Annotated in this window: 13 protein-coding genes; 3 read left to right on the top strand and 10 right to left on the bottom strand. The window is 74.1% G+C overall.

Going from position 1 to position 19,562, the window contains the following annotated elements:
• Positions 1–300: 300 nt before the first annotated feature.
• The 10 genes from DEJ48_RS08985 to DEJ48_RS08945 all read right to left on the bottom strand — a co-directional run bounded on the left by DEJ48_RS08985 (position 301) and on the right by DEJ48_RS08945 (position 12,208).
• Complete coding sequence (locus DEJ48_RS08985) at positions 301–2,262, bottom strand: putative baseplate assembly protein (protein WP_150215656.1); 1,962 nt, start codon at positions 2,260–2,262, stop codon at positions 301–303.
• Between the two features lie 6 nt (positions 2,263–2,268).
• Entirely contained in the window at positions 2,269–2,682 is a 414-nt protein-coding gene (locus DEJ48_RS08980) for a GPW/gp25 family protein (RefSeq protein WP_150173253.1), read from the bottom strand.
• Positions 2,683–2,714: 32 nt separating this feature from the next.
• Positions 2,715–4,634 (bottom strand): VgrG-related protein, encoded by a 1,920-nt coding sequence (locus tag DEJ48_RS08975; RefSeq protein WP_150215655.1) that lies wholly within the window; start codon positions 4,632–4,634, stop codon positions 2,715–2,717.
• Positions 4,634–5,392, bottom strand: coding sequence for a LysM peptidoglycan-binding domain-containing protein (locus DEJ48_RS08970; RefSeq protein WP_150215654.1), 759 nt, complete (start codon positions 5,390–5,392; stop codon positions 4,634–4,636). Before DEJ48_RS08970 ends, DEJ48_RS08975 begins: the two co-directional genes overlap by 1 nt.
• Before the next feature lies 1 nt (position 5,393).
• Positions 5,394–5,831: a phage tail protein gene (locus DEJ48_RS08965; protein ID WP_150215653.1), complete on the bottom strand. Its 438-nt coding sequence runs from the start codon at positions 5,829–5,831 to the stop codon at positions 5,394–5,396.
• A gap of 57 nt (positions 5,832–5,888) precedes the next feature.
• The gene (locus tag DEJ48_RS08960) at positions 5,889–7,277 is read right to left on the bottom strand and encodes a hypothetical protein (RefSeq protein ID WP_150215652.1); all 1,389 of its coding nucleotides are present in this window, start codon (positions 7,275–7,277) and stop codon (positions 5,889–5,891) included.
• Positions 7,278–9,489: 2,212 nt separating this feature from the next.
• Positions 9,490–9,657 (bottom strand): DUF6760 family protein, encoded by a 168-nt coding sequence (locus DEJ48_RS39650; RefSeq protein ID WP_165283553.1) that lies wholly within the window; start codon positions 9,655–9,657, stop codon positions 9,490–9,492.
• The gene (locus DEJ48_RS08955) at positions 9,654–10,094 is read right to left on the bottom strand and encodes a hypothetical protein (protein WP_150215651.1); all 441 of its coding nucleotides are present in this window, start codon (positions 10,092–10,094) and stop codon (positions 9,654–9,656) included. Before DEJ48_RS08955 ends, DEJ48_RS39650 begins: the two co-directional genes overlap by 4 nt.
• Positions 10,094–10,537, bottom strand: a complete 444-nt coding sequence (locus DEJ48_RS08950; protein WP_125515614.1) for a phage tail protein — start codon at positions 10,535–10,537, stop codon at positions 10,094–10,096. Before DEJ48_RS08950 ends, DEJ48_RS08955 begins: the two co-directional genes overlap by 1 nt.
• Positions 10,538–10,609: 72 nt before the next feature.
• On the bottom strand, positions 10,610–12,208 hold the full coding sequence (locus DEJ48_RS08945; protein ID WP_150215650.1) for a phage tail sheath family protein: 1,599 nt from the start codon (positions 12,206–12,208) through the stop codon (positions 10,610–10,612).
• Between the two features lie 563 nt (positions 12,209–12,771).
• Here DEJ48_RS08945 and DEJ48_RS08940 point away from each other — a divergent pair.
• From DEJ48_RS08940 to DEJ48_RS08930, 3 genes are all read left to right on the top strand, one after another.
• Positions 12,772–16,422, top strand: a complete 3,651-nt coding sequence (locus DEJ48_RS08940) for an AfsR/SARP family transcriptional regulator (RefSeq protein ID WP_150215649.1) — start codon at positions 12,772–12,774, stop codon at positions 16,420–16,422.
• Positions 16,423–16,515: 93 nt separating this feature from the next.
• Positions 16,516–18,159 (top strand): peptidoglycan-binding domain-containing protein, encoded by a 1,644-nt coding sequence (locus DEJ48_RS08935; RefSeq protein WP_223831966.1) that lies wholly within the window; start codon positions 16,516–16,518, stop codon positions 18,157–18,159.
• 5 nt (positions 18,160–18,164) lie between these two features.
• The gene (locus DEJ48_RS08930; protein ID WP_150215647.1) at positions 18,165–19,538 is read left to right on the top strand and encodes an RICIN domain-containing protein; all 1,374 of its coding nucleotides are present in this window, start codon (positions 18,165–18,167) and stop codon (positions 19,536–19,538) included.
• The last annotated feature ends 24 nt before the right edge of the window (positions 19,539–19,562 follow it).

Below are 19,562 nucleotides of genomic sequence, written 5' to 3'. Positions count from 1 at the left end.
CGGGCTCAGGTTCGGGGGTGGGAGCCGGGTCCGCCTCGGGGGAGGTCGGGCTCGGAGTCGCGTACGGGTTCGGTTCGGAGGAGCCGGGGGCCGGAGTGGCGTACGGGTTCGCCCCGGAGGCGGCGGGGCTCGGCGTGGCGTACGGGTTCGGGGCGGACGCGTGGCCCGCGTCGGAGTAGGGGTTCGTTCCGGAGGTGTGCGGGACGGGGGTCGCCGGGCCGAAACCGGGCGTGGGAGCGGGAGCCGCCTCCGGAGCGCCCTCGGGCTCCGGGGAGTTGTTCGCCTGGTTCTCGTCGGTCGTCATCGTGCCTCGATGACGCGGACGCGGTGGTCGAAGGGGAACAGGAGGGCCGAGGGGGCCAGTTCGATGCGGTCCGTGGCGTCGCCCCTGCGGCCCGTCAGCGGGTCGGCGGGGTGCAGGAGCACCTCGTCGACGAGCTCCACGCCCGGCACCCGCTGCAGCGCGGCGAAGATCTCGCCCGCGCGCAGCGGGCGGCCGAACGGCCAGCCCTCGCGGTGGGCGCCGCCGCTCAGCGGGTCGAGGTAGGCGTAGAGGGCGTCGAGCGCCTCGGAGCGTACGCGTTCGGCGTGGGCCGCGCGGAACGAGTGGAGCGTGGCGACCACGGTGACGCCCTGGTAGTAGGGCGGGCCGACCGAGAGGCGCGTGCCGAGGGGGCGGCGGTCGTCGAGGAACGAGGTGACGCGGGAGAGGAGTTCCTCACCGGGCACCAGCTGCTCGAAGCGGAGCCGCCCGCCCCGGTCCGGCACCGCCTGGGGGACGACGAGGACCCGGACGGCGTTCTCCCCTGCCTCGGCGGAGTCCGCGGCCAGGCAGTGGATGCGCGCCGTCTCGGGCGCGGCCCGCCGGGCCAGCTCCTCGTAGTCGCGCGCCGTCACGGCCCGCTCCTGCGCGCGCAGCGCGATCGGCGCGCGGACCTTCGCCTCCTCGACCGTCTCGCCGTCCACTCCGCCGCGCGCCGCCTCGCGGTTCTCCACGCGGGCGACGTACGGGATGGAGCTGCGCAGGACCTGGATGGCGCCGCGCGCCACGTTGCCCGTGCGGCCGCCGCCCGTGCGGTAGCGGGTGGCGCGGATCGCCGCGCCCTTCTGCGGGACGGCGCCGAACTGCCGCAGGGAGCCGTCCGGTTCGCGCACCGCGGGGCCGAACGCGATCTCGCCGGTCGCCGCGTCAAGGGTGATGTGCGGGTCGTAAGGGCCGGAGGAGGCGAAGTCGTCGACGACCTGCCACTCGGCCCAGCCCGACCCCTCGCCGTCGGAGACCTCCAGGACCAGCGGCGGCCGGTCGGCGACCACCGGAGCCTGGGCGAGCCGGACGCGCTGTCCGGGCACGCCCGTGGAGTCGCCGAGGAGTTCGTCGCGTATGACGTCCGCGTGCGCGACACCCGTCGTGCCGCCGATGGTGAACGCGGCGGCGGACCGCACGGTCGGCGACGCGCTGTAGAACGGCTGGCCCTTCGCCGCCTCGGTGACCCGGCAGCGCAGCCAGCCCGCGTCCTGCCGTCCGATGCGCGAGACGATGTGCCCGGCCGGGATGTGCAGCACGACGTCGCCGGGCCGGTTGAGGCCACCGGTGGAGTCCTCGTCCACCTCGCACTCGGTCCAGCCTTCGGCGGTCCACGCCTCCCACACCAGCGGCGGCTGCCGCGGGTCGACGCCCACGCCGTCCACGCGGCTGTCGAGCTGGAGCACCGCCGCACACCGCGGCACCGCCGCGCTGAGCCCGAAGAGCAGCGTGTCGCCGGGCCGCGGCGACTCCGCGAAGACCGCCACGTCACGCCCGCCGAAGATGTCCTGCCCGCAGTCCTGCGGCGTGCTGCCGTCCTCCTGCCGCAGCACGGCCGACAGCTCGCAGGGCACCACGGTCAGATCCGCCTCGGTGGCGAAGGCCACCGCCTCCTCGGTCTCGGTGCGGCTGGTCGCGACCTCCGTGCCCGTGGGCAGCACCACCGGCTCGGGCTGCGGCGCGGAGAGCCAGAACGTGACGTCCGCGCGGGCCGACGAGGGCGGGAAGAGGGTGACGCCGAGCAGGTCGAGGAAGGCCAGGTGGTTCTTCTCCGGCACGCGGTTGAGCCGGTACACGATCTGGTCGGCCATGTGCGCGACGGCCTCGACGAGGGTGACGCCCGGGTCGGAGACGTTGTGATCGGTCCACTCCGGGCAGCGCTGCTGGATGTAGCGCTTGGCGTCGTCGACGAACTGCTGGAAGCGCCGGTCGTCGAGGTGGGGTGCGGGCAGGGCCATCGGACTTCAGACTCCGCTCTCTGATTCCGTGGACGGGATCACGTAGAAGGGAAAGACGAGACTGCGCGGATTGTTGGTGCCGCGCACGGTGTAGCTCACGTCGATGAACAGGACGGACGGGTCGTCGGGGGCCGGACTGACCTCGACGTCCAGGACGTCGATCCGCGGCTCCCAGCGGTCGAGCGAGGACCGCACCTCGTACCGGATCCGCCCCGCCGTCGCCTCGTTGACCGGCGCGAACACCATGTCGTGCACGGCGCAGCCGAATTCGGGCCGCATCGGGCGCTCGCCCGGCGCGGTGGCGAGCACGAGACGGATCGACTCCTCGATCTCGCGCTCGCGCCGGGCCAGCGCGATGCCGCCGCCCGCGTTGATGCGCAGCGGAAACGTCCAGCCCGCACCGACGAACTGCTCACTCATGATCAGTGGCCCCCTCGACCCTGGACTCGACGCTAGAAAGGAATGCCATTGCGCAGCACCGCGGGTGCGGTCAGCGCGACGGTCGCGGGCGACGTGATCGCCGCTGCCGCCCCCGCGTTGACGGCCACGGCGCCCGCCGCGGTGACGGAGACCGCGCCGACCGCGTTCACGGCGACGGCGCCCGCCGACTTGAGGCTGACGACGCCGGTCGCGTTGATGTCCGCCATGCCGCCCGCGTTGACGCCGAACTTGGCGCCCGCCTTGATGTCGACCGCGCCGCCCGCACTCATCGTCAGCGAACCGCCCGCGGTCAGCGACAGGTTGCCGCCCGCCCTGATGCTGACGTTGCGGGTGCCGGAGATGGACACCGTGCCGTCACTGCGGATGGTCACACTGGTCCGCGTCTCGTCCATGTGGACGGTGAGGCGGCCGTTGCCCGTCTGCAGCCGGATGCCGCTCTTCATACGGGACTTGGCGTCCACGAGCTCCATGGTGTGGCCGCTGCGCGAGGAGACGGAACGCCAGTTGACCCGGCCGCTGGTCGGGTCGATCGGCTGCAGCCCGTCCGTGTTGGGCGTCGGCTTGTCCCGGCCGTTGTACAACCCGGCCAGCACATAGGGGTGTTCCAGGGATCCCCGGTCGAAGGCGACGAGCACCTCGTCGCCCACCTCGGGCATCATCAGACCGCCGCCGCGGACACCGCCCAGCTGCGCGATGCGGCACCAGTCGCTCTCGTACGTGTCCGAGAGCCACGGGAAACGCAGCTTCACGCGGTTGAGCCTGAGCGGGTCCTTCGCATTGCTGACCAGCGCCATCGCGACGCCCGGCATCGGCGGCGCGGCGTCCGCGCCGCCCGAGGCGAGGCCGTACAGGGAACGGAACTGGCGCCCCGAGACGGTCAGCCACGTCGTGAACGGCCGCCCGGACTCGAAGAGATGACGCACCCCCGTCGCCGTGTACTTGCCCTCGAAGGGGAACCCCGCCCCCTTCAGCGCGACGGGCTGCCCCGGCCGCAGGTCGGGATTGCCGGTGACGGCGACCTCCACCTCGGCGAAGGACCCCGCCACGTCGTCCGCGAGCGACCGGGCGGCGTGCGTGACCTGCGCCTGCGTCGTGTACGGCCACCCGGTGTCCGTCAGCTCCGCCTTCCCGAACGGCTGCGACAGCTGCGCGGGCGTGATGTCGGTGACGATGTCCTTGCTGCGGACAGCGGGGGACTGCGCGGACAGGGCGCGCTTGGCCCGCATGTCCCACCCGCGCACCCCGGCCGTCGCGACCTGGCCCGCCGCCGTCACCGCGACCCTGCTGTGCAGCGCGTTGTGCCTGAACTCCAGGACGTACGGGCTCTGCGCGGCCGGTGTCGAGTCGGACGGCGCCCCGGACGCGGGCGCGAGCTTGGCGAAGCACAGCTTCCCGTCCTCGTCGAAGGACAGGTGCGTGTCGTTCTCCTGCGCGAGCCGGGAGAGGAAGTCCCAGTCGGTGATGTTCGGCTGGGTCGCCAGTTCGTACACCGTCGGCGTCGACTCGATCTTCCCGAGCTTCACCTTGTTGGCGGCGGCGACGCGGCGCACGATGTCGGATGCCGTCATGTTCGGGAAGCCCTTCACGCGGCGGTTGCGGAGCAGCCGGTGCCCCGGGTCGTAGCCGCGCACGACGAGCTGCTTGCCGCCGGCGTCCGCGTCGACTTCCAGGGCGGTGACCTCACCGGTCAGCATCGGTTTGCCGCGCACGCCGTCCGTGAACGGGCACAGGACGGCCTTGGCGCCCACCTTGATCTGCGGGAACTTCTCCAGGATGTCCCCGCCTTCGTCGACGAAGGTCAGCTGGAAGGCGGACGGCACGTTCACACTGGCGTCCACCCAGCCCTCCACGAGCAGCACGGCGAGCTTGTCGGGCAGGACGAACCCGCCGATCTCGGCGTGCAGGACGCTCGTGTACGTCTTCTCACTCATCAGGACTCCACGTGCGAGGGGGCGGTGACGGGGCCGGGCCGGGCCTCGTCGGCGGCGGGCAGCAGCAGCTCGGTGCCGGGCCGCAGCCGCATCGGGTCGTCGATGTCGTTGGCCTCGGCGATCAGCCGCCAGCGGGTGGCGTCCCCGTACTCCCGCCACGCGAGCGACGCCAGCGAGTCACCCGCGACCGTGCGGTGCACACGGCGCGCGGAGAGCGCACCGGACGTCGGGTTCTGCCCCTTGGTGGGCATCGACACCTCGGTCAGCGCGAGCGAGCACGTGGCGCGGATCGGCTCTCCGGTCGGGTTGAACAGCGTGTACGTGGCGCTCACGTTGGTCACGTACGCCACGAACTGCACGGTGTTGAACGACCCCCACGAGAACCGTACCCACGGCGGCGAAGGACGCTTGGAGCTGACGCTCTGCGGAGTCACCTCGCAGCACGACAGGAGCAGCTCGACCTGCTTCTGCACCTTCCCCGAGTTGGGTGTGCCCGACGAGTCGAGGAACACCTCCAGCTGGAGGGTGGCGGGGGCGGCGCCGGTGAACTTCGGCGGAGCGCCGCGCGTGTACGCGACCGCGCGCTGCGTACGCCACTCCGCGGACCGCGCCATCTGCAACTGCGTCGGATTGAACTGGAACTCCACCTCACCGATCCGCCCGCCCATCGACCCGCCGAGGTCGGTGGGCGGCTGGTGGATGGCGAGCGCGGCGCGCACGAGGCTGGCGCCGGCCTTTCCGCCGGTCGGCGCGGCCATCTCAGGCACCTCCCGCGTCGGTGAAGCCGTGGTGCGCTATCTCCAGCGTCTCCGTCGCCACGGCGGGACTGTCCGGACTGAGACTCGGCCCCTGCCAGCGCACGGGCAGCACCTCGACGAGCCCCCACTGCGCCACGATGGAACCGTCCGCGCGCAGCGCCGCGATCTGCGCGGTCGGCCGCGAGATCCCGGTCGCGATGGACGAGATCCAGGCGGCCACGCGGGCCGTGTCGGCGGTCAGCGGCCGGGTGAGCCGGATCGTGGAGAAGGTCACGCGGGTCGGCAGCTGCCAGACGAACCCGTTGTTGCCGCCCTCCTGCCGCTGCTCCACCTCCACCTCGGAGGAGAGCCCGTCGCACCCGTTGAACAGGCCGAGGTCCTGGCCGTCGATGGTGAGCTTGAAGAAGACGGTGGAACCGGGGTCCTTGGACGAGGGCATGGTTTCTCTTTGCTGTGGTGGTGGCGGAAGGGCGGTCTGTGCGCGGTCGGTTGTCGGCTAGCGGCCGTGGTCGCGGAGCCGGCCCACGCGCTCGCGGTCACTGCGCAACTCCGCACGGAGCAGCCGCGAGAGCGGAGCGAGGAGCCGCCGCGCGAGGTCGTCGAGGTCGGCGGGGGCAGCGGCTTCGGAGGAGGCGGCAGCGGGGTCGGGACCGGCTTGCTCGGACTGCGCCGGAGCGGACGGCTTGGACTCCGCGGGGGCGGGCCGGGGGGCCGGGGCCGGGGCGGGTTGCAGGGGGATGGACACCTGTGACTGCGGTCGGGGCTGCGGTTCGGGCTGAGCGGGCGCGGCGCGTCGTTGTACGGGAGGCGCAGGGGTGGGCGCGGTACGGACGACGCGCTGCGTGGAGCCGGGCGTGGGACGGGGCGCGGGAGCGCTGGGCTTCGCGAGGGGTACGACGACGGGGGCGACGCCGCCGTTCCTGTGCGCGGGCGTGTGCGTGGCGGCGTGGGGTGCGGGACTCGCCGACTTCTGCAGGGGCACGGGGGCGGGCGCCGCCTGGGGGTGCTGAGCCCCCGTCGCGGGGGTGTGCGACGTGCTCGTGGTGTGTGGGGTCAGGCCACGGGCGGGGGAGAGGGGGTACTGCTCCGCGGCGGGCCGGTGACTGCCGGGGGCGATGCGGCGGTTGATCGGGACGACGGGGAGCGGATGGTGGTGCGTCCGGTGTGGCTTCGGGGCGGATGCGGGTGTTGCGGGTGCGGACGTGGGTGCGCCGGTTGCCCCGGGGGCGGGGGCGCTTGCCGTCGACTTCGGGGCAGGCGTCGTCGGTGCGCTGCCCGCCGGGGTGTGGTGCGAGGGGCCCTGGGGCGAACGGCCGGGGCCCGCGAGTGGCGCGGTCCCGCTGCTCGCCGACCTCTGGACGGGGGCGGCGGGGACGACGGGCGCGCCGATGGCGGTGCGGCGGGGGCGGTCGTTGCCGCTTGTGGTGGGGGTGGGCGCGTCGGTCGTCGACGGACCGCTCGTGGGCTGGGGGTGGTTCTGGGGGACGGCCGTGGGGGTGGGGCCGGAGGTCGTCGGCTTCGGGGCGGCTGCGGGGGCTGAGGTGGGTGTGGTGAGCGGTGCGGGTGGGGTGGATGCGTTGCTCGCCGACCGCTGCACGGGCGGCAGGGGGGCGCCGATGGCGGTGCGGCGGGGGCGGTCGTTGCCGCCCGCGGTGGGGGCCGCCGCGTTGGTCGTCGGCTGGGCGGGTGCCGACGGGCCGGTGAGCGGGCGTGTGCGGTCCTGCGGTGCCGGGGTGGGCGTGGCGGGCACGGCGGGCATGTCGCTCGCCGACCGCTGGGCCGGGGGCAGGGGGGCGCCGATGGCGGTGCGGCGGGGGCGGGTCCGGTCGCTTGAGGTGGTGGGAGCGGTCGGCGGGGTCGGTGCGTCGTTGGCTGACCGCTGCACGGGGGGCACGGGTGTGCCGGGGCCGGTGGGACCGGTGGGACCGGGGTGGCTCTGGGGGGCGGCCGTCGGGGTGGGTCCGGCGGCCGTCGGCTTCGGGGCGGGCGCGGAAGCGGGCGCGGAGGTGGTGGGCCGCGCGGGTGCGTCGCCGGTGGACCGCTGGGCCGGGGGCAGGGGGGCGCCGATGGCCGTGCGGCGCGGGCGGGGCCGGCCGCTCGCCGTGGGGGTGGATGTAGATGTGGGTGCGGGGCCGGCGTTCGGCGGGGTGTGGGCGGGGGCCGTCGGGGTGCCGGTCGGGGTGGACGTGGACGTGGACGTGGGCGTCGGCCTCGGTGCCGGGTCGGCGGGCGTCGGCTTGTGGGCGGGTGCCGCCGGGCCGTTGGCCGGGGTGGGGGCGGCGTGGCTCCGACCGGGGGCCGTGGGTGCGGGTCCGGCGCCGGCCGACTGGTGGGACGGGGGCGTCGGGGCGTCGGTCGCCGGGGTGGGGCGGGTGCGCTTTTGGACGGGGGCCGTGGGGGCCGGGGTCGCGCTCGTCGGCTTCTGGGCAGGGGTGGTCGGGCTCTCGGCCGGGGCGGGGCCGGGGCCTGTCGACCGCTGGGCGGAGGGGCCCGGTCCGTCGACCGGACTGCGGGTGCTCGCTGCGGAGGGGGTCGTGGGCCTGGAAGCGGGCGCCGGGCTGGTGTTCGTCGACCGCTGGACGGGTGGCTGGTGCGGGGCGCTCTTCGGCGCCGGGCCGCTCGCCGAGGGGGCGGGTGCGGACGGGGACTTGGGCGCGGTGGCGCTGTTCGCCGTCCGTTGGACGGGGGCCTCCTGCGGGCGGGTCTTCGGAGCCGGGGTGCTCGCCGTCGCGGGGGCGGTCGTGCGCTCGGGACCGTTGCCGGCCGTCCGCTGGACGGGGGCCTGGTGCGGGGCGCTCCGCGGAGCCGGGCCGCTCGGTACCGCCGGGGAGGACGTGCGCTCGGGACTGCCGTCGGTCGTCCGCTGCACCGGAGGCTGGTGCGGGGTGCTCCGCGTCGCGGGCGCGTCCGCTGCGGTCTCGTGCGGGCGGGCCTTCGGCTCGGGACCGTTGTCGCCGGTCGTCCGCTGGGCGGGGGCCTGGTGCGGGGCGCTCTTCGGCGCCGGGCCGCTCGGCGCGGGGGCGGCGGGCGTTTGCTCGGGCGCGGGGCTGTTGGGCGCGGTCCGCTGGACAGGGGCCTTCTGCGGGGCGGGGGCCTTCCGCTGGACAGGCGTCACCGGCGCGTCCGGTGCGGGCGCGGGCGGAGGGCTCTGCGGCGGAGTCGACGCGGGCGCACCGGTCGGCGTGCCCGTGCCGGGCTGCGCGCGCTGGACCCGGCGTATGCGAGGCCGTCGCTGTACGGGCTCAACGGGGGATTTCGCCCGTACAGCGACGGGGTCCGTGGCCGCGGATGCGGCAGGGGAGGCCGGGCCGGCAGCGGGCACCGGCCCGGGGACATCGCTGGCCGGAGCGTCGGGGCCGACGCCGGGCGCGACGGGGGGCGGAGCCGTACGCGCCGCCCCGACAGGAAACAGCTGCCGCTGCGGCACCACGCCCGGCGCCGCCGACACGAGCGGGGAACGCCGGGTCCCACGCGACGGCTGCGCGACGGGTACGGCAGGGCTGCCCGGCGAGGTGCGAGCAGGAGCAGGAGCAGGAGCAGGAGCGGGACCGGACAGCGGACGCGCGGCGGCGGACCGCTGCACCGGCGCCTTCGCGGACGGAGCCGCAGCCCCACCGCCACCCGCCTCGGACGGCGACGCCTGCTCCTCCGTGCCGGCCTCGCCCATCCCCCGTACCGGCAGACGCAGCGAAGGCAGGTCGAGGTCGCCCGGCCGGCCTGCCACCGGCGTCAGGACGTCGTGCAGCACGCCTCCGGGCGCGGAGGCACGTACCGCATGCCCCAACTCCCCGCCGAAAGACGGGTTCTGGTGCGTGGCGAGCATCGCGCCGAAGCCCTGCTCGGCGACCGTACGAGGCGTCGAGAGCACACGCTGGACCGGCGGCACGGTGGCCCACCCGCCACCACGGCCGCCACCACCGGCACCGGCACCGACCTCAGCAGAGCCCTCGGCAGCAGCGGCCCCGGCCGAGCCGGCCTCGGAGCCGCCCGGCGCACCCGCGCCCGACACCTCCGCGCCGGACGCCTCCGTACCCGACGCCCCCGCCTCGCCCCGAGACCCCCGCCGCCACTTGAACAAGCCCATCACTTACCTCGACTCACCGACCGGTCGCCTTCGCCTCCGCCTGCTCCACCAATGTGGCGGTCCGCGCCACGTACGCGCGCCGGTCCGCGTGTTCGAGGTCGAGGATGTCGTCCATGCCCCAGTGGAAGTGGTAGGCGAGGTACGCGACTTCCTCCTCGATGCGGTCGGCCGCGTACGTCACGATTCCCCCAGGCGGCTCCCGGCCAGCTCCACCTCGAAGGACTCCGAGCAGTGCGGGCAGGCCACCGCCGCGCGGGTGTGCCCCTCCGCGTTGATCTGCCGGTAGAAGTCCTGGAGGAAGGCCAGGTCGGAGGCGAACATGTTCTCCACCGTGCCGTCGTGGACGGAGCCGAGCGTGCCGAGCCGGGTGATGACCCGGCCCAGCAGCACGACGGACAGGTAGGCGGGGTTCTCGCGCACCCGCACGTCCCGCAACGGCACCAGTTCGTCACGTGCCGTCGCGAGCCGCATCGCGCCGTTGCGGTGCACGGTGCCGGACTCGTCCACGAACCCGCGCGGCAACTCGAACTCGAATTCCGTACGCAGTGGTTCGCGGACGCCCGTCACCGCGCCGGGCACCGTGCCCGCACCCGGCCCCGCCGGACCCTCGCGCCGCATTATTCGATGACCAGCTCTTCGAAGACGATGGTGACCTGCTCGGTCAGCGCGGCGGCGTCACCGGCCTTGACCCCGCTGGTCTCCACCTTGCTGCACCAGGCGTTGCGCAGGTTGTAACGCTTCACCGGGTTGTTCTGGTAGTCCATCATCATGATCGTCGCGTTCTTGCGCGCCGAACCCATGTCACCCGCGATGGACTTGTTGATCCACTCGCTGAAGACGGGGCTCTGCGTCATGCCGCGCGTGACCGTGCACTCGCCGGCCTTCTTCACGCCGGGCATCTTCTTCACGACGGGCTTTCCGTCCGCCGACACCTGCTGGTACTCGATGACGTCCTGCTCCATCGAGAGGCCGCTGACCTCCTGCAGGTACTCGACCATGACGCCGTCGATCTGGAGGCCGAAGTTGTGTGTAGTGAGCGCATCACCGGGCTGAAGGGACAAGGGGGTTCACTCCTGTTGCGTTCTTGCGGATATACGTGAAGGTCGAAGGGCGCGCCGGGGCGCGCGGAGCGGCTACTCCTCCAGCTCGCCGCCCCCGCCGGAGAACTGGGCGAGCCGGAACACCACGAACTCGGCGGGCTTGACCGGCGCGATGCCGATCTCGCAGACGACCCGGCCGAGGTCGACCGACTCCGGAGGGTTGGTCTCCTCGTCGCACTTCACGTAGAAGGCGTCCTCGGGACGCGCGCCGAACAGGGCGCCCGAACGCCACTCGTTGACCAGGAAGGCCGAGACGTTGCGGCGGATACGCGCCCACAGGGCGTGGTCGTTCGGCTCGAACACCACCCACTGGGTGCCGATGAGGATCGACTCTTCGAGGTAGTTGAAGTAGCGGCGCACGTTCAGGTAGCGCCAGGCCGGGTCGGACGCCATGGTGCGCGCGCCCCAGACGCGGATGCCGCGGCCCGGGAAGGCGCGGATGCAGTTCACGCCGATCGGGTTGAGCAGGTCCTGCTCGCCGCGGGTGATCTGCAGGTCCAGGTCGACCGCGCCGCGCACGATCTCGTTGGCCGGCGCCTTGTGCACACCGCGCTCGGCGTCGTTGCGCGCCCAGATGCCCGCCATGTGGCCGGACGGCGGCACGACCACCGACTGACCGGACGCCGGGTCGAAGGACTTGATCCAGGGGTAGTACAGGGCGGCGTAGCGCGAGTCGTAACCGGCCAGCTCCTGGCGCCACTGCCGGACCTGGCGGGCGTTCAGCGACGGCGGCGGGTCGATGATGGCCATCCGGTCGCCCATCAGCTCGCAGTGCGAGATGAGGCCGAGCTGAACCGCCTTGACCTGCTCCTCGTCGATGATGCCCTGCTGGTAGGCGGCCATCAGGTCGGGCACCGCGACCATGTTGATCTCGTCGAGGGCCTCGAGGCCGCCGAAGCCGGTGCGGTCCGAGGAGTCGCCGATGAACTGTGCGGTCTCCACGCGCGACACGTGGCCGTTCGAGGCGGGCACGGCGGGGGTGGCGGGGGCCGGGGGCGCCAGCGTCACGGTCTGCGCGTCGGGCTTGGCGAGCTGGCCGCCTGCCGTGGAGGCCTCCTCCAGGGCGATCGTCTTGGACCGCTGCCTGACCTGCGTGACCACGTAGTTGCGGGCGGTCTTCTTCGCGCTGACGTCGAAGTTCTCGACGACCTTGTCGCCGTCCTTGACGATCAGCTTGAAGCGGTCGGCGGCGCCCTCGCCCTCGCCGTCCTGCACCTCGACGGTCAGCGCGCCGCCGTCCGTGGTGCCCGCGGTGATCGCCGACACCGTGAACGCGCCGAGCGCCACGGGCTCGCCCGCGGTGAGCTCCTTGGGGGCCTGCGCCTGCGTCTGCTGCGCGGGGGCCTGCTGCTGGGGCTCGCTCGCGTCGGTGCCGCCGACGCGGACGATGTACGCGGCGCTGCCGCCGTTGTTGAAGAACCCGTACACGGAGTGCGCCAGGTAGTACCCGTCCGTGAACTCGCCGAACGCGGCCACGTACTGCGACCAGTTGGTCACCAGCGTCGGCTCGTTGAGCGGTCCCCGCGGCGCAAGGCCGACGAAGGCCGCGACGGAGGTGCCGACGCCTTCGATGGGGCGCGAACCGCTGGCGACTTCCTCGATGTAGACGCCGGGGGACAGGTAGTTGGGCATGCTGCTGTGCTCCAAGGCTCGAGGGGTGGCGAGGGTGCGCGGGCGGACCGGCGATGCGCCGGTGCGGCTGCCGCTCGTTCCCCCTGTGTGCCGGCCGTGTGCCGGTCCCCGCTGGTTCGTACCTTGTCGACGATGTCTCACGCGCGGGCCGGTGCGTAGAGACGGAAGGACGTCAGTGAGGGCAGATGCCGCTGCCCGTTCAGCCGTCGGGCGGACGCCGCCGACCTGTGCGTTCGTGGTGACGGCCGGGCGTACCCGGCGGGCGCGGGGGGCGTTGCCCGTCCGGTCACGGGCCCGGGGGCGGAGGGCAGGCCGCAGGCGCGGTGCTCGGGAGGATTGAGGCCCTTCCGTACGGGGCACGGCCGAATGTGAATGGTCGGTGGCGCATATGCCACGCCCTGAGTGCCCAGCACGTCAACACCTGGTCAACATGGTGCCGCAAGTGACCCGCACGAGTCGGGGGAGTGCTGGGGCTGACGTAACGTTTGGTGCGTACGGCCATCCGTGGCGCGTACGAACGGGCACTTCGCGGTGCGTCACAGGGCAAGGAGCGCGGGCTGACAATGCGGGGCGACGCGGGCGGCCGCACGGGCCGGGACGGCGGAATCGGGGCCGACCGGGCTGATCGGGACGACCTGGGCGAACCGGGCCACCCGGGCGGGCCGTTGTGGTTCCAGGTCCTCGGCCCTGTGCGGGCCTGGCGCGACGGGCAGGCCCTGACGCTCGGACCGCCGCAGCAGCGGGCGACGCTGGCGGCGCTGCTGCTGCGCGGGGGCCGGCCGGTGTCGGCGGCGGAGCTGGTGGACGCGCTGTGGGACGAGTCGCCGCCGCCGCGTGCGGTCGGCACGCTGCGGACGTACGTGTCCCGGCTGCGCGCCCTCCTCGAACCGGACCGGCGGGCCCGCGAACCCGCCAGGCTCCTGGTGTCGGCGGGCGACGGATACGCGCTGCGCGTGCCGCGCGGCGCGCTCGACGCGAGCGAGCTGGAGGACCGCGTCGCGGCGGCGCGCTCGCTGCGAGGGTCCGGTGAACTCGCCCATTCCTACGCCGAGTTGAAGGCGGCGCTCGCGCTCTCCGACGGTGCTCCGTTGGCCGGGCTGCCGGGGCCGTACGCGCGGCGTCAGCGGGACCGGCTCACCGAGCTCTCCGTCACCGCGCAGGAGGAGTTCTTCGCCTGCGCGCTCGAACTCGGCTGCCACGGCGAGACGATCGCTCCCCTCACCGTCTTCGCGGCCGAGCACCCCCTGCGCGAACGCGCCCAAGCCCTGCTCATGCTGGCCCTGCACCGGGGCGGCCGCCGGGCGGACGCGCTGGCGGCATACGAGACGACGCGCCGCACGCTGGCCACGGAACTGGGCGTGGACCCGGGCAAGGACCTCACCACGCTCCACGCCTCCCTGCTCCGGGGCGCGCCCCTGCCCCCCAACGGTTCGGTGGCCGGTCCGGTGGCCGGCACGGCTTCGGGTGAGATGTCCGGGCGGCCGGTGGAGGGCGTGCTGGGCGGTGCCGTGCCTGGTACGGCGTCCACCCAGCCCCTCGCCCACATACCCGCGGTGACGCCCGCACCCGCACCTGCCGTCACGTCTGCACCTGCGCCTGGCGCCGCACCCGTATCCGCCCTCCCGCCTGCCCCTGCGCCTGCCGTCGCACCCGCACCCGCCCCCACGCCCGCGCCCGTACCCGCCGTCACGCCCGCCCCTGCGCCCGCCGTCGCACCCGCAGCAGCCTCCGCCCCCGCATCCGCCGTCACGCCCGCCCCTGCGCCAGCCATCGCCCCCGCATCCGCCGTCACGCCCGCCCCCGCACCCGCCCTCACGCCCACCCCCGCACCCGCCGCCACACCCCCACCCCCACCCACGTCCCCACCCCGCACCACCCCCGTCGACCTCCTCGCCCGACCCCTCCCCCTCAGCGCCCCAACCCCCCTGCCGGGAACGGCGAGCAGTTCCGTGCGTGCCTCCGCCGTTCCCCTCACCCCCGCTCAGCTCCTTCCCGACGTGCCCGACTTCGCGGGGCGGGAGGCCGAGGCGCGGGTGCTCACCGAGACCTTGCGGGCCGCCGTCTCCGGGAGTGCGATGGCCGTGGCCACGCTCACCGGGCTCGGTGGCGTCGGCAAGACCGCGCTCGCCGTGCACGTCGCCCACGCCTTACGGGACGAGTTCCCCGACGGGCAGCTGTACGTCGACCTGCGTGGCGCCGACGCCGTCCACGGCGTGGACAGCGGCAGCGCGCTCACCGGGTTCCTGCGCGCGCTCGGCATCCCCGAGAGCGCCGTGCCCGACGGGCTCGACCAGCAGACCGCCCTGTACCGTTCGCTCCTCGCCGGACGGCGCGTTCTCGTGTTCCTCGACAACGCGCGCGACACCGCGCAGGTGCGGCCTCTGCTGCCCGGCGCGCCCGGCTGCGCGGTCCTGGTGACCAGCCGTTCGCGGACCATCACCCTGCCCGGTGCGCGCCTCGTCGACGTCGAGACTATGGACGAGCCGCAGGCGCTCGGTCTGCTCAACGCCATGCTCGGCGCCGAGCGCGTGGCCGCCGAGCGGGACGCCGCACGTGAACTCGTCGCGGTCTGCGGCGGGTTGCCCCTCGCCGTCCGTATCGCCGCCGCCCGCCTGGCCGCACGGCCGGGACGCCCCATGGCCGACCTGGTGGCGCGGCTGCGCGACGAGCGCCGCAGGCTGGACGAGCTGCGGGTGGACGACCTGGGCGTCGAGGCCACCTTCCGGCTCGGGTACGAGGCCCTGGAGCCGGGCCTCGCCCGCGCCTTCCGCATGGTCTCGCTCTGCTACATGCCGTCGTTCTGCCGCGGTGCCGCCGGCGCCCTGCTCGGCGTCGACGAAGAGGAGGCGGAGCAGGCCGTGGAGCGGTTGGTCGACGCGGGGCTCATGGAGCTGCACGGCGAGGACCGCTACCGCTTCCACGACCTGGTACGGCTCTTCGCGCGCCGCCAGTGCGAACTGCGCGAGACCGCGGCGGAACGTGCCGCCGCGCGGCTGCGCTTCCTCGACTACGTCCTGGCCACCGTCATCACCGCGATCCGCCGCACGAAGCCGCACAGCGTGCTGCCCGAGCTGCTGCACCGGCCCGCGTCCGCGGGCAAGGCGCTGCCCGACGAGGCCGCCGCGCACGACTGGCTGGTCGTCGCGCACTCCCGGCTGTGCGACGCGGCGGAGAACGCCCTGCGTCACCTCCCGGACGAGACGGGTGAGGCAGGTGAGGCAGGTGAGGTGGGTGAAGCGGGTGACAGGTCCGGCTCCGGCGCGGTCGGCGAAACCGGCCCGCCCGGCCTTCGTCCCGTCGTCGATCTCCTCACCGGCTGGTCCCACCTCGTCGCGGGCACCGCGCGCCACCGCGACCTGGAGCCGCTCGCCGAACTGGCCCTGCGCACCGCCCGCCGGCACGGCGACGACCGGTCGGCGGGCCGCGCCCTGCGGCTGCTCGGCGCCCCGCACTACGGCACCGAGACCTACGGCCGCGCCGAGCGCGCGCTCCGCGAGAGTCTGCACCTCGCCGCCGGATGCGGGGACCTCCTCGTCGGCGCGGAGGGCAGCCACGAGCTGGCCATCGTCCTCATGGGCACCGGCCGGTTCGCGACGGCTCTGGAGCAACTGCGCCTGGCGTACGCCAGATTCGGCGCGCTCGGCGGGCACGACGACCGGATCCGGATCCTGTCGCACATGGCCCGCGCGTACGTAGCCCTGGGCAGGCGCCCCGCGGCGGACACGGCGATCGACGAGGCCGTGCGGCAGGCCCGGCGCTCGGGCAGCACGCACACGCTCGCGCACGTCCTCTACCAGGCGGGCTGTGCGCTGCTCGCGGGCGGCGGGGCGGTCGCGGCGGCGGAGCAGCTCCGGGAGGCGCAGCGGCTGCACCGCAGGGCGCGCAACCCCCGCTGGGAGGCCCTGTGTTGGGCGCGGCTCGCGTACTGCGAGCTGGAGCAGGGCAGACCCGGCGCGGCCGTGCGCTGCGCGGACGCGGCGCTCGCCGTCGAGGGAGAACTGGGCGACGCGTTCTGCCACGCGCTGGCGATGGCCGCACGCGGGCGGGCGCTGCTCGCCCTCGGCGACCCGGAGCGGGCCAGGGCCGCCCTGCGGATCGCGCACCGCGTCATGGAGCGGCGCGGCGCCCTGGAGGCCGACGAGATCGCCGCTCTCCTCGCCAAGTGGCCTCCGCGCGCGGCGATGCACGGCCCTGTGCTCTCCGCGTACGGCTGAGGGCCCGCCCGCGGTGGGTGCGCCTCGGAGGGGCCGTCCGCAAGGGCAGCGGGGCCTGCCCTTGACGTCGCCCTTTCGTACAAGGAGGGACCCGTGGGTGCGCTCTACCGTGCCCGTATGACGTGGTGGAACTCCCTTGACCCGGCCGCGGTGACCGTTGACCCCGGTGGCCGGGCGACCGTGCGGCTTCGCGTACGCAACACGGGAGACACCGTCGAGGAGTACCGCCTCGGAGTCGTCGGCGCGGCCGCCGGATGGTCCCGCGTCGAGCCGGACGTGCTGCGGCTCTACCCCGGCAGCGAGGGCACCGCCGAGATCTCCTTCGCACCGCCCCGCTCGCCCGACACGGCCGCGGGACCCACGCCGTTCGGCATCCGCGTCGAGCCCCGGGAGAACCCCGAGGCCCGTGACGTGGTCGAGGGTCAGGTCACGGTCGCTCCGTTCTCGGAGATCCGCGCCGAACTGCTCCCGCCCACCGTCGTCGGACGCTTCCGCGGCCGGGCCTCGGTCGCCGTGGACAACCTCGGCAACACCCCGCTGACGGTGGCCCTCACTCTCCGCGACGACGCCGGCCGCCTCGCCTTCGAGGTCGACCCGTCCGCCGTCCAAGTGGCGCCGGGCCGCGCCGCGTTCGCGAACCTGACCATCCGCCCGCAGCAGGTGCTGTGGACCGGTTCCGGGCAGACGCACCCGCTCACCGTCTCCGTGCGCCGCTCCGGCGACGAGCGGGGCCAGGAGCTGCCCGGCAGCTTCGACCAGCGCCCGGTCCTGCCCCGCGGGCTGCTCGCCGTCGGCGGCGTGCTCGCGGCGCTCGCCGTCGCGTCCGTCGTGGCGTGGCTGACGTACGCGCCCGACTTCGACGGGTCGGCGCGCGAGAACCAGGCGGTCGCCGCACCCGCCGCCGTCCCGCAGGGCGGCGAGAAGGACACGCTGGACGCCGCTCCGACGCCTCCGAAGGGGAAGGCGGACGGCGGCGGCCGCGGCGACGCGGACTCGGGCCCGGGCGGTACCGGCGGAGGCGGAGCCAGTGGTGGCGGCTCCGGCGACGGCGGTACGTCGGGCGGTACCGACACGACCGGAGGCGGCGCCGGTGGCGGCGGCAGCAGCGGGGAGACGGTGTCGGACGGTGGCGGCGAGGCGCGCACCGGCCCGCCCTGGCGTCGCGGCTACGCGCGGGACGTCGTCGTCGAGTACGCCCAGCAGCGCCTCGCCGCCCTCGGTTCGAAGAATCCCTGCACGCTGACCGGCCACTGGACGCCCGGCGTCATCGACTCCAACACAGAGGCAAAACTCATCTGTTACCAGAAGGCCGTGGTCCGCACCGGCCAGAACTCCGGCAACAACACCGCTCAGATCTTCGAGACGGACGACATGGGCACGCTGGGCCGTGCCACCCTCACCTCGCTGTGGGCGCAGGGCATCCGGCCCGACGCCGTGCGCTCCGGCGCCGACAGCTGGGAGGTCGTACAGCTCCAGGCCGCGTTCTGGTGGGCCTCGCAGGCCGGCATCAGCGACAAGGACCTGGACCGCGACCGCGCGTACGCCGAGCACGGCGTCGCCTACTTCAAGAACGGCCGTAGCGCACCCACCACGGCCCGCTACAACGACAACACGGCGGCTCACATCAAGGATTACCAGGCCTCCGTCGGCCTTCCGGCGACCGGCACCGCTGACAGCGCGACCCTGCGCGCCCTCGTCGGCGGCAGCGTCCACCACCCCGGCGTGACGGGGCGGTGAGCGGCATGTGGACCTCTCTCGAACCCGCAGCGACCTCCGTCGAGCCCGGCTCCACCGCGAGCGTGCGGCTGCGCGTGCGCAACACCGGCGACACCGTCGAGGAGTACCGCCTCCAGGTGGTCGGCGCGACGGCGGGCTGGGCCCGCGTGCAGCCCGACGTCCTGCGGCTGTACCCGGGGGCCGAGGGCACCGCCCAGGTGGAGTTCTCCCCGCCCCGCACCTCCGACGCGCAGGCGGGGCCGACCCCGTTCGGCGTCCGCGTGCAGCCCCGCGAGACGCCGCACACCATGGATGTCGCCGAGGGGCAGATCACGGTCGGCCCGTTCGCCGAACTCCGCACGGAGCTGCTCCCGCTGGTCGTACGCGGCCGACTGCGCGCCAAGGCGTCCGTGGCCGTCGACAACCTCGGCAACCAGCAGCTCACGGCGTCCTTCTCGGGCCGTGAGAACGGCGAGGAGCTGGAGGTCGAGTCGGAGCCCGGCTCGGTCCAGGTCGCGCCGGGACGCGCCGCGTTCGCCGACCTCAGCATCAAGCCCGGCGCGGTGAGCTGGGTCGGCGGCACCGTCAAGCGCCCCTTCACGGTGTCCGTGCTGCGGGCCGGGGTGCCGGAGCCGGTGGAGCTGCGCGGCACGTACGTGCAGCCGTCGGTGATCCCGCGCTGGGCGATGGCCGTGTTCTCGGTGCTGTTCGCGCTGGGCCTCGCGTTCGCCGTGATGTGGTTCAACCACAAGCCGGCCATGTCGACGCAGGCCAAGGAGAAGCCGGGCGAGCAGCGGGAGCTGCCGCAGGGCGACGGCATGAAGAAGGCGCCGAGCCCGTCGGCGAGCCCCTCCGAGAAGGAGGAGCCGAAGGAGCCCCCGAAGGAGCCCAAGCCGCCGGAGTCCGGCGGCGGGGGCGGTGGCGGCGCGCCGAAGGACGACAAGCCGAAGGGGCCCAAGCTGCGCACCATCCGCAGCGCGGAGGGCGGCGGCTGGTACCTGGAGACCAAGCGGGGTGCGAAGGCGGACGGCACGTACGTCGGCCAGAACCCGGAGCTGACGGACGAGTTCGGCAAGAACCAGAAGTGGATCCTGCACCACTACCCGGAGACCGACACGTACTCCCTGGAGGCGGCGAACGCTCCCGGCGCCGTCATGGACGTGAAGGTCGGCACGAACATCGTGCAGATCTTCCACGCGCCGCCGGAGAACATCAAGAGCGGCCGGCTGCCCGACAACCAGAAGTGGAAGCTGGAGAGCCAGCCCAACGGCCTGTTCCACATCGTCGCCGTCAACAACGGCGAGTGCCTCACCGACATGCAGAACGACACCAGCGCCATCACGTGGAAGTGCGGCGACGGCAACAGCATGGGCTGGACGATCTCGGACTGGCCGGAGTAACCCGGCCAGTCCGGGAGGGGCGAC

This window comes from Streptomyces venezuelae, from assembly GCF_008642315.1.
GTDB classification, from domain to species: Bacteria; Actinomycetota; Actinomycetes; order Streptomycetales; family Streptomycetaceae; genus Streptomyces; species Streptomyces venezuelae_D.
The sequence above is the reverse complement of the archived record's forward strand: the minus strand, read 5'-3'. Positions and strand labels throughout refer to the sequence as shown.